This is a genomic window from Nocardia brevicatena NBRC 12119 (assembly GCF_000308495.1).
GTDB lineage: Bacteria > Actinomycetota > Actinomycetes > Mycobacteriales > Mycobacteriaceae > Nocardia > Nocardia brevicatena.
This window is the reverse complement of the sequence record NZ_BAFU01000086.1, coordinates 14,603-30,678: the sequence shown is the minus strand read 5'-3', so window position 1 is coordinate 30,678 and position 16,076 is coordinate 14,603. Positions and strand designations below refer to the sequence as shown.

The 16,076-nt window shown below is 66.9% G+C and carries 15 protein-coding genes; 12 read left to right on the top strand and 3 right to left on the bottom strand.

The annotated features are described in order from the left end of the window. Positions 1-40 precede the first annotated feature (40 nt). The 5 genes from ON20_RS23265 to ON20_RS23245 all read left to right on the top strand — a co-directional run bounded on the left by ON20_RS23265 (position 41) and on the right by ON20_RS23245 (position 7,858). A complete protein-coding gene (locus tag ON20_RS23265) occupies positions 41-1,273 on the top strand; it encodes a helix-turn-helix domain-containing protein (protein WP_083865160.1) in 1,233 nt (410 codons plus the stop codon). Between the two features lie 32 nt (positions 1,274-1,305). Continuing rightward, positions 1,306-2,889: an NAD(P)H-hydrate epimerase gene (locus ON20_RS23260; RefSeq protein ID WP_218002596.1), complete on the top strand. Its 1,584-nt coding sequence runs from the start codon at positions 1,306-1,308 to the stop codon at positions 2,887-2,889. Between the two features lie 722 nt (positions 2,890-3,611). Then, a complete protein-coding gene (locus ON20_RS23255; protein WP_040838585.1) occupies positions 3,612-5,666 on the top strand; it encodes a CocE/NonD family hydrolase in 2,055 nt (684 codons plus the stop codon). A 252-nt stretch (positions 5,667-5,918) separates the two neighbouring features. After that, positions 5,919-7,172 carry a sensor histidine kinase gene (locus tag ON20_RS23250; protein ID WP_040838583.1) on the top strand — a complete coding sequence of 418 codons (1,254 nt, stop codon included), beginning with the start codon at positions 5,919-5,921 and terminating at the stop codon, positions 7,170-7,172. After that, positions 7,169-7,858, top strand: a complete 690-nt coding sequence (locus ON20_RS23245; protein ID WP_040838581.1) for a winged helix-turn-helix domain-containing protein — start codon at positions 7,169-7,171, stop codon at positions 7,856-7,858. Before ON20_RS23250 ends, ON20_RS23245 begins: the two co-directional genes overlap by 4 nt. A gap of 67 nt (positions 7,859-7,925) precedes the next feature. Here the strand turns inward: ON20_RS23245 and ON20_RS23240 are convergent, their stop codons facing one another. The 3 genes from ON20_RS23240 to ON20_RS38050 form a co-directional block, all read right to left on the bottom strand. Then, on the bottom strand, positions 7,926-8,273 hold the full coding sequence (locus ON20_RS23240) for a hypothetical protein (RefSeq protein WP_040838579.1): 348 nt from the start codon (positions 8,271-8,273) through the stop codon (positions 7,926-7,928). Positions 8,274-8,376: 103 nt separating this feature from the next. Continuing rightward, positions 8,377-9,237: a DUF3109 family protein gene (locus tag ON20_RS23235; RefSeq protein WP_051163150.1), complete on the bottom strand. Its 861-nt coding sequence runs from the start codon at positions 9,235-9,237 to the stop codon at positions 8,377-8,379. Positions 9,238-9,377: 140 nt separating this feature from the next. After that, positions 9,378-9,566 (bottom strand): hypothetical protein, encoded by a 189-nt coding sequence (locus ON20_RS38050; protein WP_218002595.1) that lies wholly within the window; start codon positions 9,564-9,566, stop codon positions 9,378-9,380. A 65-nt stretch (positions 9,567-9,631) separates the two neighbouring features. Between ON20_RS38050 and ON20_RS23230 the strand changes: the two genes are divergently transcribed. The 7 genes from ON20_RS23230 to ON20_RS34745 all read left to right on the top strand — a co-directional run bounded on the left by ON20_RS23230 (position 9,632) and on the right by ON20_RS34745 (position 15,980). Continuing rightward, positions 9,632-10,663 carry a Ppx/GppA family phosphatase gene (locus tag ON20_RS23230; RefSeq protein WP_051163148.1) on the top strand — a complete coding sequence of 344 codons (1,032 nt, stop codon included), beginning with the start codon at positions 9,632-9,634 and terminating at the stop codon, positions 10,661-10,663. Then, on the top strand, positions 10,660-12,363 hold the full coding sequence (locus tag ON20_RS37665) for an Rv0497 family membrane protein (protein WP_040838577.1): 1,704 nt from the start codon (positions 10,660-10,662) through the stop codon (positions 12,361-12,363). The genes ON20_RS23230 and ON20_RS37665 overlap by 4 nt, the downstream gene beginning before the upstream one ends. A gap of 11 nt (positions 12,364-12,374) precedes the next feature. Next, positions 12,375-13,325: a sugar phosphate isomerase/epimerase family protein gene (locus ON20_RS23220; RefSeq protein WP_051163146.1), complete on the top strand. Its 951-nt coding sequence runs from the start codon at positions 12,375-12,377 to the stop codon at positions 13,323-13,325. A 117-nt stretch (positions 13,326-13,442) separates the two neighbouring features. Then, on the top strand, positions 13,443-14,333 hold the full coding sequence (locus ON20_RS23215; RefSeq protein WP_083865158.1) for a thioesterase family protein: 891 nt from the start codon (positions 13,443-13,445) through the stop codon (positions 14,331-14,333). A gap of 65 nt (positions 14,334-14,398) precedes the next feature. Further along, positions 14,399-15,217: a pyrroline-5-carboxylate reductase gene (gene proC, locus ON20_RS23210; RefSeq protein ID WP_040838575.1), complete on the top strand. Its 819-nt coding sequence runs from the start codon at positions 14,399-14,401 to the stop codon at positions 15,215-15,217. 163 nt (positions 15,218-15,380) lie between these two features. Beyond that, a complete protein-coding gene (locus ON20_RS23205) occupies positions 15,381-15,611 on the top strand; it encodes a helix-turn-helix domain-containing protein (RefSeq protein ID WP_086009055.1) in 231 nt (76 codons plus the stop codon). Between the two features lie 267 nt (positions 15,612-15,878). Continuing rightward, positions 15,879-15,980, top strand: coding sequence for a 30S ribosomal protein bS22 (locus ON20_RS34745; RefSeq protein WP_003402602.1), 102 nt, complete (start codon positions 15,879-15,881; stop codon positions 15,978-15,980). Positions 15,981-16,076: the final 96 nt, after the last annotated feature.

Genomic DNA, 16,076 nt, shown 5'->3' with positions numbered 1-16,076 from the left:
CTGATACAAAAATATCAGCTTTGTTCTGTACGCTTGTGGTATGAGTTCTGAACCCCTTGTCCAGGGAATAGGTCGCCGCATCGCCATCTACCGAGATGCCGCCGGCCTGTCGCAAATGCAGCTGGCCGCGGCAATCGGGAAGTCCGTTCCCTGGCTTTCCCAGGTCGAGCGCGGCATCCGCCACGCCGAGCGGCTCACCGACCTCGTGAACATCGCGAACGTATGCCGGTGCACGTTGCCGGACCTGCTCGGAGGACCCCTCGAAAGCCTCACTCCTGGCCCATCACCGCGCCGAGATCAGGTTGCCGCGGTCCGGGAGGTCATGATGCGTACAGCCCTACCGATCGTCCAGCCATCGTCGTCTCCACCGGCCGAGCTCGAGGACATCGGCGCGCGGGTCGCACGAGCGTGGACGACGTGGCACACCTTGCCGACCGCGCACGGCGCTGTGGGCCGTGTCCTGCCCGATTTGATTCTCGACGCGAACGCGGCATACCTCACGGCCGAGGACAAACGCCGAGCCGCCCGAATCCTTGCCGGCACCTGGCAGATCACGCGAATATGGCTGCATCATCTACCCGAAGCGGAACTCGCGTGGGTGGCGGCTGAGCGCTCGGTGCAGAGCGCACGCGAGGCCGACGATCCGCATCTGCTGGCACTCGGCGCATGGGCCATGTCCGCTTCGTTCCGCCGGGCCGGCCAGCAGGAGGAGGCAACACGGGTGTGCCTCGCCGCCGCAGACGAGCTGCGCCGCCGTCTCGACGTTGACCCGTCCGATGACGATCTGCTCGCCGACTTCGGAATGCTCAACCTGGCGGCGGCTATTTCGTCGGCGCAGTCCGACGAGTCGGGTAAGGCATGGGCACTCTATCGGGCCGCGGAGGAGGCTGCGCGGGCACTTGGCACGAAATACGACCCATGGACGATGTTCGGCGCGGGCAATGTCGACATCCACGGCATTGCCATCGCCGCCGAACTCGGTGACCACGACGCCGTTGTCGACAAGATTTCGCGGGTCGATGTCGATCGTGTGCCGTCGGTGGAACGCCGCTCACGGGTGCTGGTCGACGCGGCCCGTGGCTACGTGCAACGCAAAGAGGACGAGGCCGCGGTCCTGGCTCTGCTCGACGCCGAGAAGATCAGCGCTGACGAGGTGCACGACTCGACCCTCGTGCGCGAGTTGGTGCGCGAGATCCTGGTGCGCGACCATGCGCGTGCTCGCCCACATGCCCGCGGGTTGGCCAAGCGCTGCCGTCTGATCTTGGACGACTGACACCGCTACGTCCGTCTGGTGGAATGACTCGGGTGACGACAAGCTCAACCGCCTACCGTGCCACTGATGTGCTCGCCGCGGTGGCAACCGAATTGGCCCGTAAGGGCCCCGACGACCGCCTGCTGCGCCGCGCCGCGGCACACCTGGCGACCATCTGCGCCAAAGTGCTCGCCGATCGCTCCGGCGGTATCTACGGCCGCCGAGTGGTGCTGCTTGTCGGCACCGGCAACAACGGCGCCGACGCTCTGCTCGCCGGCCCGCGACTGCGTCGCCGCGGCGCGCTCGTCACCGCGGTGCTCGTCGCGGACACCGCCTATGAGCCCGGCGTCAGTGCGATGCTCGCTGCCGGAGGCCACGTCGTTCGCGTCGATGACCCGGCTGCCGGTACCGAGGCGCTCGCACGTGCCGACCTTGTCGTCGACGGCATTATCGGCGAGAGCAGCTCCGGCGCGTTGCGAGGCCGCGCTGCTGAGCTGGTCGCTGCTATCCCGTCCGGTGTGCCCGTGGTTGCTGTTGACCTGCCCTCGGGCGTCGACCCCGACACAGGTGAAATCAGCGGGCCCCATGTGAAAGCCGATGTCACCGTGACGTTCTCGGCAGCGAAACCGTGCACACTGCTACCACCCGGTTGCCATGCCGCCGGAACCGTGCGCCTGGTCGATGTCGGATTGCCCCCTCTGACGGTCGCCCCCACTGTTCGCCGCCTGGGCGCCGCCGAGCTCGCCGCCCTCTGGCCCATTCCCGGCACGGGCGCGCACAAGTACACCCGGGGTGTCCTCGGAGTCGTTGCAGGATCCGACACCTACCCCGGTGCCGCGGTGCTCGTCGTCCTCGGCGCCGTCCAGTCGGGCGCTGCCGGAATCGCGCGGTTCGTCGGCCCGCCCGGCGTCACCGCGCACGTGCTGTCCGCAGTGCCCGAAGCCGTCCCGGGTATCGGGCAGGTTCAGGCGTGGCTGCTCGGGTCGGGAGTCGAGGACGACGAGGACCAGGACAAGGCAATCGAGACCGCGCTCGCCTCCGGTCTCCCGTGCGTCGTGGACGCCGGCGCCCTCGAAGCGTGTGTGCGCCGCCGCGCCGCCGGTGACCGGGTGGCCTCGTCCGATCGGGTGCTTCTCACCCCGCACGCCGGCGAGATGGCCCGCATCCTGGGATGGCTCGACATCCCCGCCTCCCGTGCCGACATAGAGGCGCGGCCGGCGTATTTCGGTCGCGTGGTGGCGCGTGCTCTCGACGTAACGGTGCTGGTCAAAGGCGCGGCGACGCTGATCGTGCAACCTGACGGGTTCGTCGCCAGCCAGGCCGAGGCGCCACCATGGTTGGCGACCGCGGGCGCCGGCGACGTGCTGGCCGGTATTGCCGGCGCGCTGATGGCGGCAGGGCTCGACGCATTCGACGCCGGTGAGATGGCGGCGAGCATCCACGGTCGCGCCGCCGCTCTCGCCCACCAACGCCGCGCCGGAGGCCCACTCACCGCAACCGCAGTCGCCGAGGCCACCCCTGAGGTAATCGGGCGCCTGCTCGCCCTGCAAAGTCACCTGAATCCTCTTATTGGAGATTCCCCAATCAGTCAGATGAGCGCAAGAATTTCTAATCTTAGTGGTGTTTCAACCATTTAAAGGAGGAGCTCAGTTGTCGCTCGAGTATGGTCGCATATTCCGCGAAGCTTGGATTGATGGGGTAGCAAAGCATTACCCCGGCGAACCCGAGCCGAGTTACATCGCACCGTGGGAGGATACGCCAGAATGGGAGCGTGAAAGCGCCGCCGCTGTCTATCGGCAGGTTGCGGAATTCATCGATACCACTTCTGGTAACACTTCGAAGCTTACGCGGGAACAAAAGGCCGTTTCGTTGCTTTGTGCTGGATTGGGCAGATATACAAGCACTTTCTGGATCCGAAACCGGCATATGTTGCTGACTGGAATGAACTGCCAGAATGGCAGAAAGAAACCGACATAGGAATTTTCGAAGCCATAGAGCAACAAAAAGGCTAGGGCTATGGCTCGCGCTGTGGGGTGTGGGGCACGTTGTGGTCTCACGCAGCGTCATAAAGCTCTGGGGTTCACCCAAGAGTTATTGGCCGAGCGCCTGAACATAGAGCTGTCAACCGTGGTGCGGTGTAAAGCCGGTAAAGGTGAGCCCTCGGCGTGGTTGTGGCCCAAGCTCGCTGGAGAAGAGTAGCGGCGGCCAGGCGCTTTTCTTCTGTGACACCACCGTCGCACCGGTTTGCGTTTGTGTGCGATCCGAATTGCCGTGGTTGCGCAACCGTTTGTCCTTACCGACCGGTAAGGCCGGGTATTCTCTCGGACGCCCGACCAATCCGAGAGATGGGTCACGCCGAATGAAGTGTGTGCTACGAGCCACGGTCGCCTTGGCGGCCACCGTATTGTTGGCTCCGCTGCTGGGGAGCAGCGCATCCGCCGCGCCGACGCCCACCGGCCCGGACGGGGGAGCGGCGGGAGCCCGGTGGGCGGCGACTCACAACGGCCCTCAGCAGTACCCGAATATCCACATCACCTGGGACGTGCCGATCACCATGAGCGATGGCACCGTGCTGAAGGCGAATATGTACCGTCCGGCCGATGCCGCCAGTCGGCCGATCGATACCCGGACCCCGGTCGTCGTCAATATGACGCCCTACACCAAGTTGGCCTCGAACCTGGTCGACCACGCCGGTTCCGTTCCGGGGCTGTCCGACGCGCTCACGCAGATGGCCCGCGATTTCGATATGACCGGCACCCCGCTGTCCGGCCTCACCGATCTGACCAAGGCCCTCGGCGGCGGGGCGCTGCGCAACTTCGCCGTCGACCGGCAGTTGGTGAAGAGCGGCTATGTGCAGGTCGTGGTGGATGTGCGCGGTACCGGGTTCTCCCATGGTGTCTGGGATATGCTGCGGCAGCGCGAACAGCGCGACACCGTGGAGGTGATCGACTGGGCGGCGCGGCAGCCGTGGTCCGACGGCCGGGTCGGGATGAGCGGTATGTCGTATTCGGGGATCAACCAGTTGCAGGCCGCCGAACAGCACCCGCCCGCGCTGAAGGCGATCTTCCCCGTGGTCCCCGGCAGCGACCTGGTCCAGGACGTGCTCATCCCCGGTGGCGGCTTCGGCTTCAACTTCATCCCGCTGTGGTTGGCCGGGATCAACCTGACCAAGTGGACCCCGGATGTGCAGTCGATACTCATCGGGACCTTCGACCAGAAGTGGCTGCACGACCGACTGTCCTCACCGTTCACCTATCTGGACGTCTTCCTCGATGCCTACACCACGCCGAGGGTCGAGGATCTGGACCCTCGACTCCAGGACATGATCCGCGCCGGCAGCGCCGACCGGCAGGCCTGGCTGGGCGATCCGGCGCGGATAGGGGTGCCGACCTTCGTGACGGGTGGCTGGCATGACCTGTTCACCTACTCCGAATCCCAGATCTACAACCGGATCCCGCTGCCGCCCGGGCAGAAACAGCTGCTGATGGGCGATACCTACCACATCAACTCCGGAAGCGAGACGAGCGGACCGGGGCTGCCGCCGCGGCTGGACGTGCTGCAGCGGGCCTGGTTCGACAAATGGCTCAAGGGCATCGATAACGGGATCGACGGGTACGGGCCGGTGACCCTGCGACAACAGGGTGGCGACTGGGTCACTCAGGACGGTTTCGGGGAGAGCGCGCCGGAGCAGCGGCGGGCCGAATACCGGCGTATGTATCTGACGGCCGCGTCCAGCGGCACCGCCGGGCACAGCGTGCACGACGGTTCGCTCACCCCGGCGGCCGACGGCACCCCGGCCCGGCTGACCATCGCCCCCGGCCTGACCGGTCTGTGCTCCAACGACGCCGCCCAGGCCACCGCCGGTCTGGTGTCGGTCATCAATGCCTGCGGCGCCGATTCGCGGATACAGGAGTCGAACGGCCTCACCTTCACCAGCGCCCCGGTCGGCGAGGCGGTCGAGATCTCCGGACCGTCGGCGGTGCGGCTCGAGACGGTGCAGGACGCCGCCGACGGGTACTGGGTGGTCACCGTGAACGATGTGGCGCCGGACGGACAGTCCCGGGTGCTGTCCTCGGGACAGCTCATGGCCTCGCTGCGGGAGATCGACGACTCCCTCAGTAGCCGGTCGGCCAATGGCGACTACATCGATCCGCGCCCGTTCCTGTCCATCGAACACCGCAGGCAGACCGTACCCGGCGAGCTCACCACCCTCGATATCGCGATTCCGGCGATCGAGGCGAAACTGGAGCCCGGACACCGGCTTCGGGTGGACATCTACGCGGGCAACTTCCCGAAGGGGCTGCCGATCCTACCCATGCTGGTCGATACCGGACTGAAGCCGCAGCATCTGCAACTCGACCCGAACCGCCCGAGCTTCCTGAACGTTGCCGTGCTCGGTGCTCCCGGTTGGTGACAGGCACGCGGATTACCGGTTGCGGCGATTCTCGTCACATGTGAACAGACAGCGATCCCGCCGTGTGCTGCGTGGCGGGATCGCTGTATCGGGGGCGGCCGGTCCGGGAAACACGGTGTCAACGCGGGTAAACCGGCTCAGCCCGAACAATGAGTGAACACCCGGACAACGCCATTGAAATCGCCTGTGACCTGCGCGAAACATCACCAACCCGGAGTTGGTTTGTCCGGTGGCAACCGTACGATTCTTGATGTGAGCGTTCCCCAGGCCGTACTGCTGGCAGTCCTGGCGGCTGTTGTCGGACTGGCTGTCGGTGGGCTGGTCATCCCTTATGTGAACGCCCGGCAGGCCGCGCGCAGGCAGGCCAATTCCGGGTTGACCATGTCGCAGGTGCTCGACCTGATCGTGCTCGCCTCCGAGAGCGGAATCGCCGTCGTCGACGAATACCGTGACGTGGTGCTGGTCAATCCGCGGGCCGAGGAACTCGGCCTGGTCCGCAACCGGCTGCTCGACGAGCGCGCCTGGGCCGCGGTGGAGAAAGTACTGGTCACCGGGGAGTCCGCGGAGTTCGATCTCACCGCCAAGAATCCCACCCCCGGTCGCGGCCGGATCGCGGTGCGCGGTGTCGCCCGTCCGCTGTCGCCGGAGGAGACCAGCTTCACGGTCCTGTTCGCCGACGACGATTCCGAACAGGCCCGAATGGAGGCCACCCGGCGCGATTTCGTGGCCAATGTGAGCCATGAGCTCAAAACTCCGGTCGGCGCGATGAGCCTGCTGGCCGAGGCACTATTGGAATCGGCCGACGATCCCCAGGCCGTTCGCCACTTCGGTGAGCGGGTGCTGGCGGAATCGAGCCGCCTCGGCAAGATGGTCACCGAGCTGATCGCGCTGTCACGGCTCCAGGGGGCGGAGAAACTGCCGGAACTCGAAGTCGTCGATGTCGATACTGTCGTCGCGCAGGCCGTCGATCGCTCTCGTACCGCCGCCGAGGCCGCCGGGATCACCGTCAGCACCGACAAGCCCAGCGGGCTCGAGGTGCTCGGCGACGAAACCTTGCTGATCACCGCGCTGTCGAACCTGGTGGAGAACGCCATCAACTATTCACCACGGGGCTCGCATGTCTCGGTGAGCCGCTCCATGCGCGGGAATTATGTGGCGATGGCCGTCACCGACCGCGGTATCGGTATCGCCAAGGAAGATCAGGAGCGGGTGTTCGAGCGCTTCTTCCGCTCGGACAAGGCCCGCTCGCGCGCCACGGGTGGCACCGGTCTCGGGCTGGCTATCGTGAAACATGTGGCGGCCAACCACAACGGTGAGATCACCCTGTGGAGCAAGTTGGGTACCGGCTCGACGTTCACCTTGCGCATACCCGCCCACTTGGAATCCGACGCTGCCGTCGACGGGCCCGCGAAGTCCTTGGCGGAGCGGCCCGCGCCGATCAAGAGAGAAAACAGCCCGCGCCCCTCGGGACCGGGCCGAACGAATGGTGTGGAGGCTCGCAGATGACGAGTGTATTGATCGTCGAGGACGAGGAATCGCTGGCCGATCCGCTCGCGTTCCTGCTGCGCAAGGAGGGTTTCGAGGTCACGGTGGTGGGGGACGGGCCTTCCGCGCTCGCCGAGTTCGACCGGTCCGGTGCCGATATCGTGCTGTTGGATCTGATGTTGCCCGGAATGAGCGGTACCGATGTCTGCAAACAGCTGCGTACTCGCAGCGGGGTACCGGTGATCATGGTCACCGCCCGCGACAGTGAGATCGACAAGGTGGTCGGCCTGGAACTCGGCGCGGACGACTATGTCACCAAGCCGTACTCCGCGCGGGAACTCATCGCCCGGATCCGGGCGGTACTGCGTCGCGGCGCGAGCGACGACCTCGACAGCGGCGGCGAGAACGGCGTCCTGGAGGCCGGTCCGGTGCGCATGGATGTGGATCGCCACACCGTGCAGGTCAACGGCAAGCCGGTGACCCTGCCGCTGAAGGAATTCGACCTCCTGGAATACCTGCTCCGTAATTCCGGTCGGGTCCTCACCCGGGGTCAGTTGATCGACCGGGTGTGGGGCGCGGACTATGTCGGCGACACCAAGACACTCGATGTGCACGTCAAGCGGCTGCGCTCGAAGATCGAGGCCGACCCGGCGCGTCCGGAGCATCTGGTGACCGTCCGGGGCCTGGGCTACAAGCTGGAGGCATGAGCGGTCAGCGCTCGCTCGTGCCCCACCGATATGGCAGGAGAGATACGGCCTGCTCGGCCCGGGCAGGTCAGGGCAGGTGGAGCCAGACCTCGCCGAGCGGGGTCTCGGTTCGGTGCAGGATCGTCCACCCCAACAGGTCCTCCTGCATGCAGTCGTAGAGAGGGACCGTGGTGCCGTTGCCGCGGCAGACGATCTTCCGATCGGTGCCGTGTGGGCTCACGATCAGCTTCCGGCCGGTGGACCGGGCGTCGACAGCGTCCGGGCTGTCGGCGGGGACGAACTCGGCGGTGCGGTCGGAGAACCGGGTGGGGTCGGCGGACGCCTCCGGGTCGGCGGCTGCCGTAGGAAGCATGGACAGGGTGGCGCCGGCCGTGGTCAATACGGCTGCGGCCATGATCGACGCGACGCGGGTCATACCACTACGTTACGGGTTGGCATCGATACGGCGTCGCAGGGCCTGGTCGTATCGATCGGGTGCGGGGGCCGGTGTCCAGGGGCGCACGGGCACCATCCGGCCGCTAGCGCGGCTCGAGCCCGATGATCTTCACCGGCCGGGCCCGTTTACTACCCGCTTCGCGCGCTGCCTCCTTGCGCTGTGCCCGTACCGTGGCCGGATGCACCGCGATGATGTCGAGGCCCTTGCGCCGCTGCAACTGCCGGACGAGTTCTCGATAGGCGGGTTCGCCGATCAGTTCGGTCAGTTCGGGGCCGTAGGCCTGCCAGACCGGGCGGTTACCGATATGCGCGTCGGGTGAGCCGGTGCAGTACCAGTCGAGATCGACGCCGCCCGGCCCCCATGCGCGACGATCGAATTCGGTGATGGTGGTGCGCAGGATATCCACCCCGTCGGGTCGGGTCACCCACTCCTGGACGCGGCGGATCGGCAGCTGCCAGCACACATCCGGTTTGACGGTATGCGGTGGGACACCGAGGCGCTGGGCCATGATGTGCAGGGCGCAGCCCACGCCGCCCGGGAAACCCGGTCGGTTCAGGAAGATACAGGCGTTATCCACCCGGCGGGTCCGCTCGGCCGGTCCGGTGGGCAGCTCGTCCCTTTCGAGATAGCCCTTGCGGCCGATCTTGCCCTTCTCGTTCCGGGCCTGCTCCATCAGCTGCCAGTCGTCGGGGGTGAGCATTTTCACCGCTTCCCGCAGCCGTTTGCGGTCGTCGGAGTCGGTGAGGAACGCGCCGTGGGTGCAGCAGCCGGCGTTCGGTTGGTCGGCGAGGATGCCCTGGCAGGCGGGCGTGCCGAAAACACACGTCCAGCGGGAGGTCAACCAGGTCAGGTCGGCGACGATCAGGTGTTCGTCATCGGCCGGATCGAGGAACTCGAGCCATTCACGCGGGAAGTCCAGCGGCACCTCCTGCGAGGGCCGCATCTTGGGGGCCCGAGCCGGCGACCGGACGGGATCCCTGCCGGTCCGGTCACCGGAGGAGGCACTGGTCCGGTCGCCGCTCGCGGTTGCGCCTGACTCGACATCCTCTCCGGTCCGAAGGCCAGGGGTTTCTGCCGTGCCGCTCACGTGGCACCTCGATGGGTTCCTGCCTCACCGGCCGGTGCCATAGCGGACAATGGTTTTACCTGGCCTCCCCAGGCGTTCAGCGTCTCCGCCCGCCCGGCGGCGACAAGTGCAGCGTGTCCGAAGGTGGCCGGATGCGCCAACTTCCACCCGAACGCGGAGGCTTGCGCGCTACGTTCGCTGGTCACAACCCTTGACGCTAGCACTTCGGCCGCCCGGGCAGTGGTTCAGGTTCACCCAGTACCGTGTTCATGTGCGTCTAGGGGTACTCGATGTCGGCAGCAATACCGTTCACCTGCTGGTGGTGGACGCGCACCGAGGTGGTCACCCGATGCCGATGAGCTCCACGAAGGCGACGCTGCGGCTGTCGGAGAACATGGACGACGAGGGGCGGATAACCGCCGAAGGAGCCCGCCGACTGATCGATACCGTGGCCGATCTGGCCGCGCTCGCCAAGACCTCGGACTGTGTCGAGCTCATGCCGTTCGCCACCTCGGCGGTGCGTGAGGCGAACAACTCCGACGAGGTGCTCACTCGGGTACGGGCCGAAACCGGTGTGGACCTGCGGGTGTTGTCCGGGGTGGACGAGGCCCGGCTCACCTTCCTGGCGGTACGTCGCTGGTACGGCTGGAGCGCGGGACGCATCCTCAATCTGGATATCGGCGGCGGTTCGCTGGAGATGAGCAACGGCGGGGACGAGGAACCCGATGTGGCGCTGTCCCTGCAACTGGGCGCGGGTCGGTTGACCCGCAAATGGCTGCCCGAGGATCCGCCGAGTAAACGGCGGATCGCCATACTGCGCGACTGGCTCAACGCGGAACTGGGCGAACCCGCCAAGCAGCTGTCCGCTGCCGGAAAACCCGACCTGGCCGTCGGAACCTCGAAGACCTTCCGGTCGCTGGCCCGGCTCACCGGTGCCGCGCCGTCGGGCGCCGGACCCCGGGTGCGCCGTACACTGACCATTTCGGGGCTGCGCCAGCTCATCGCCTTCATCTCCCGGATGACGGCGGCGGACCGCGCGGAATTGGAAGGCGTCAGCGCCGACCGGTCACAGCAACTGGTGGCCGGAGCCCTGGTTGCGGAGGCGGGTATGCGAGCGCTGTCACTGGATAGCCTGGAGATTTGTCCCTGGGCGCTGCGCGAAGGGCTGATTCTGCGCAAACTGGATATGGATATGGACGGTGGACTGCCGATGGCGAGCGCACCGGGATCGGCCGCCGAGGGCAGCGAGCTGATACCCGGCGATGGCGTGTCGCAGGGCCCGATCGAAACGGTGCCGTCATGAGTGAGGAATCCCAACAGCTGTCCGTCGCGGAACTACTCGCGCGCAATGGACAGTCGGGCGCGGCGTCCGGGGGTGGTCGGCGGCGCCGTGCCGGACGCGGCATCTCGGTGGCCGATCTGGCCGGCGATATCCGGTCCGGGGGTGGCCGGCGTTCGGCGCATTCGGCGCCCGACAACGACGACGACGCCTCGTCGTCGCATCGGACGGACTCCGACCACGACGCCGATGCCGCCGGCGGGTACGGCGCCACCGGTATCGGCGGGGAGGTCTCGTCCGGTTACGGCACGCCGGGGACGGACTCCGCGCGCGGCTCCCATGCCGCGCCCGGAACGGACGGCAATAGGGGGCCCACGGGCCTGTACGACCTGCCGGACTCGGGAATGTCACCTATGTCCGGCCCGATCGCCCGGTACGACCCGCTTGCACCGTATCCATCGGATTCCACCGAACAGTCCGGGGAACCGTCCACGAGGTCGCGGCGCTCCCGGTACCGGGATGGCGAATTCGACAGCGTCCCACAGGCCTTCACCCCGGAATACTTCGGGATCGAGTCGTACGGGTCGGCGGATGACGGTTCCCGTCCGGGAGGGCGACGTCGTCGGCGTGCCGACCCCGACGACGACCTCGACGAATACGGGGCCACCGAATTCGACGCGGACGGGTGGGAAGGCGCCGCCGAGGCACCCGTGCCGTGGGAAACCGGTCCGCCCGAACCGCCCGGCGGGGGTCGTGCGGCCCGCAGGCGCGCCGCGGAGGCGGCCGAAGCCGCCCAGGATGACAGCGGTTTCGGTCCGGAACCGGGGCCGGTGGACCCGCCGCCCCCGGCGTACGGGTCCGATCCGGACGGGGCCGATGAACCGTGGACCCCCGGTTTCGGCCCCGAGAGCGATCCGCGTCCGGCACTGCCACGGCGTCGACGCGCGGACACTCCCCCGCCTCTGGACAGCGAACCACCCCACTGGCCGGCGCATGACGGCCGTCTCGATGCGCCGGTCGACGAACCGTCCGGACGGTTCGAGAGTGAACCCACCGCCGCGTGGTCGATGGAGGACCACGGCCAGCAGCTCATCGCCGGTGATACGGTCGCGGGCGAACTGCTGCGCGAACAGGCCGGCCGGATCGGGCCGGGCCGGGGTCCGCGTGGGCGGGGCGGCGGCCCCGTTCCGGCCGTAGTGGACGAAGACCCCGATCTCCTCGACGCGGATTTCGCCGAGTCCGGATATCCCGATACCTACGCGACCGAGGTACTCGGCCGGCCTGGCCGGCGCCGAATCCACGATGACGACTCCGGTGAGTTCGACCTGGATTCGTTCGAGGACACCGGGACGGGGCGATTCGGGCGGGTATCACAGGCGATGTCGTCGTGGAATGACAGGTTCGCCGTCACTCGGTCCAAACTCACGAACCGATCGGAATCCCGGCAGGTCGCCTCCGATGACACGCGCCGACAGTGGTTGGTGCTCGGCGGCCAGAGCCTGGGGGCGGCGATCGCGGGCATGTTGTTGTTCAAGGGCTTCGAGCAGATGTGGGAGATGCTGCCGTGGGTGGCGCTCGCACTGGCGATGGTGGTGATTCTCGGTCTGGTGGCGCTGGTGCGTATCCTGCGTGGCACCGACGATATTCTCAGCACCGTCATCGCGGTGTTCGTCGGCGTTTTCGTGACGCTGGGACCGCTGGCCTTTCTGCTCAGTACGGGCTGAGTGAGGGAGCGATGGTGGCGAATTTCTCGCCGGGTGACGGTACGAATACGGTGGCATCGCGGCGCATAAAAGTCGGTCTGTCCACCGCCTCGGTCTATCCGCAGAACACCGAGGCGGCTTTTCGCTATGCCGCCGAAATCGGTTACGACGGCATCGAATTGATGGTGTGGGCCGAACCCGCCAGCCAGAATATCGACGCCGTGCGGGGTTACGCGGACAAGTACGGGATGCCGGTGCTCGCGTTGCATGCGCCGTGCCTGCTGATCTCGCAGCGGGTTTGGGGCGCGGACCCGGTGTCCAAGCTGGCGCGCAGCGTACGCGCCGCCGAGGCACTCGGCGCCGATACCGTGGTGGTGCATCCGCCGTTTCGCTGGCAGCGGCGCTATGCCGAGGGTTTCGCCGCGCAGGTGGCCGAATTGGAGCGCGACAGTTCCGTGTCGGTGGCGGTGGAGAATATGTTTCCCATGCGGGCCGATACGCTGTTCGGTCGCCGGAAGGGGGCGATGCGGCGTATGGAACGTCGCGGCGGTCCCGGTCTCGCCGTCACCGCGTTCAGCCCGTCCTACGACCCGACCGATACCGGGTTCCGGCACTACACATTGGATCTGTCGCATACGGCGACCGCTGGAATGGACGCCTCGGCATTGGCTGCGCGGATGGGTTCGGGCCTGGTTCACCTGCACCTGGCCGATGGGCGCGGGGCCGCGCACGACGAACATCTGGTGCCCGGGGAGGGCACCCAGCCGTGCGCCGAGGTGTGCGCGGCGCTGGCCCGGACCGGTTTCACCGGTCATGTGGTCGCCGAGATCAATACTCAGAACGCGCGTACCGCCGTTGATCGAGCGGATATGCTGCGGCGAACCCTGACCTTCGCCCGAACCCATCTGGACCCCGGGCCCGCCCCGGTATCGCTGTCGAGTGAACCGAAAGTGCCCGAGCCGGAACATGATACCGCCGGATAACGCGTTCGTGATGGAGGACACGGGGCCCATACGAGACACGGAAGCCGGCCTGTACCAAGATTGGAAGGCGTACGAACCCCCGGTAACGGAGAGCGGTCCGACGAAACAGGAGTGCCGATGACGACGGAGCTGAGCCCCGATATCGATGTGGTGAGCCCTGACGCGCCGTTCGGCCGGGTGTGCACATTGACCGAACTGGCCGCGGCCGAGCCGGGTGTCGGACGCTACCGCGGTTTCATCGACGATATCTGGACCATCGGCTCCAAGGTGCACGGTGGCACCATGGTCGCCACCTCGGCCGCCGCCGCCACCAGATGGCTGCGCACCGTCGAACCGGACCGCGCGGATATGGGACCGATTGCCGCCAGCGCCGACTTCCTCGGCGCCCCGGAACCCGGCGAGGTCGACTTCGAGGTGAACATCCGCAAGGTGGGCCGGCAGATCTGCCTCGCCGATGTGGAGCTGATCCAGCGGGACCGCTCCCTGGTGCGCACCGCCTTCACCTTCGGCCGGCTCGACGACGCGCAGGCCCCGCCGCAGTACGCCCCCGAACATACCGATCTGCCGGTCGAGCCCGGCCCCGACGCCATCGGCTACGAACCGGGGTCGTCCATGGGCCGGATCGTGCACGTCGCCCGCGGGATGGAGTTGTATCTGGACCGGGAATGGGCCCCGTTCATCGATGCGGAGCAGGGTGTGCCGCGGATGCGGATGTGGGTGCGTCCCCGAGCCGGCGACCAGGCCGCCCCAGATATCGCGGCCTATCTGGCCATGATGGTCGCCGATATAAGTCCGCCGGTGCCGATGAACCTCGGGCATTTCGGATGGGCGCCCACCGTGCAGATGACCACCTATCTGCGGCGCCGGCCCGCCCCCGGATGGCTGCGGGTCATCGCGACCGCACACGAGATCGGCGGCCGGATGTTCGACTGTGACCAGATCGTTCTCGACTCCACCGGGGCCCTGGTCGCGCAGAGTCGCCAGCTCGCCTTTCTCCCCTCGAGCTGAGCGGCTACCCGGGGTTCCGCCTCCGGGGCCGGCATTCGACCGCCACCCGACTAGCCTTGGTCCCCATGACGAGAATTGCGGTGATCGGTGGCGGTCGGATCGGCGAGGCGCTGGTCGCGGGGCTGCTCGAGGCCGGATACGCGGTGAAGAACCTGGTCGTGGTGGAGACACACACGGACCGGGCCGAACTGATCGCGAATCGGTTCGGGGTGCGGGTGACCGGTGCGGTGGACGACGCGGCGGTGGGAGCCGACCTGCTGGTGATCGCGGTCAAACCGCTCGACGTCGAGGGGGTGCTCACCGATCTCGCGAAATCCGAACTGGGCGGAGACCGGGATCAGGTCCTGGTATCGCTGGCGGCCGGTGTGCCCACGGCCCGGCTGGAGGCCAAACTCCCCGCGGGATTCCCGGTGGTCCGGGTGATGTCCAATACCCCGATGCTGGTGGGACAGGGAATGAGTGTGGCGGCCGCGGGCCGATACGCCACCGGTGAGCAAATGAAACTGGTCACCGAGATGCTGGAGGCGGTCGGCGAGGTCGCGGTGGTGTCCGAGACACAGATGGACGCGGTGACCGCGGTGTCCGGTTCGGGACCGGCCTATTTCTTCCTCGTGGTGGAGGCGATGGTGGAAGCCGCGGTCGGTCTGGGACTGAGCCGCGACACCGCATCCCGTCTGGTCGTGCAGACCATGCTCGGCTCGGCGGCCATGCTGGAGGAATCGGGTCAGACCGCGGTGGACCTACGGGCGGCGGTCACCTCCCCGGCGGGAACCACCGCGGCGGCCGTGCGGGAACTCGAGCGCGCCGGCATCCGCTCGGCCTTCATGGAGGCGCTGCATGCGGCCAAACAGCGTTCCGTGGAACAGGGCGCGTCCGCCGAGTGACCGACCGGTGCCCAGCGTATGAACCGGTTTTCTCACTCCCGTCGCAGTAACCCCACTGGTCCCGCTAAGCTTCAGTGAGCACGTGCGTGTCTGTTCCGCTGGTGGGGAAGCCGGCGGCGCGGACGTGCCGGAGGTCAGTGGTGCGATGATGTCTTCGAACAAGATGTCTGCGAACAGCAGCGGTGGTTCGTCGCAAGGGCAACCGATACTCGGCGGTGGTACGCAATTTCTCACCGTCGCCGAAGTGGCGAATCTGATGCGGGTGTCCAAGATGACGGTGTACCGGCTGGTGCACTCGGGAGAACTGCCGGCGGTCCGCGTCGGCAGATCGTTCCGGGTACACGCCAAGGCGGTCCACGAATATCTCGAAACGTCCTACTTCGACGCAGGATGATCCGATTTCCGACCCGGCTCGGCAGGCCGGTACGATAGATCTTCGGTTTCGTGTTCGCGCGCCTATCCATCGCGCAGCCCGGGTTGTGCGTGTCGTGCGGCGGTGAACACCGAGAATGAGGCCTGCCGAGCAGCCGGACCGTTGGCGTACGCGAGCGCGTGCGCGTGGTGGCTGAGCGTCGGCCCCTGAGTCGGTAGCAACGCGTAACCGCGAAGGGGTAGCGAAGCCGCCAATTCGACACAGTAGAGAGAACGCGAGGAACGCCCTATGGGTTCTGTGATCAAGAAACGCCGTAAGCGTATGTCGAAGAAGAAGCATCGCAAGCTGCTTCGTCGTACCCGCGTCCAGCGGCGCAAACTCGGCAAGTAGGCCCGATGAGCCGGAGAACCCGCTACCATCTGGTGGCGGGTTTTTCGTTGTATTTCCAGCCGCTGAAGTCGGCGTTAGAACCTGGTTAATGCCCTC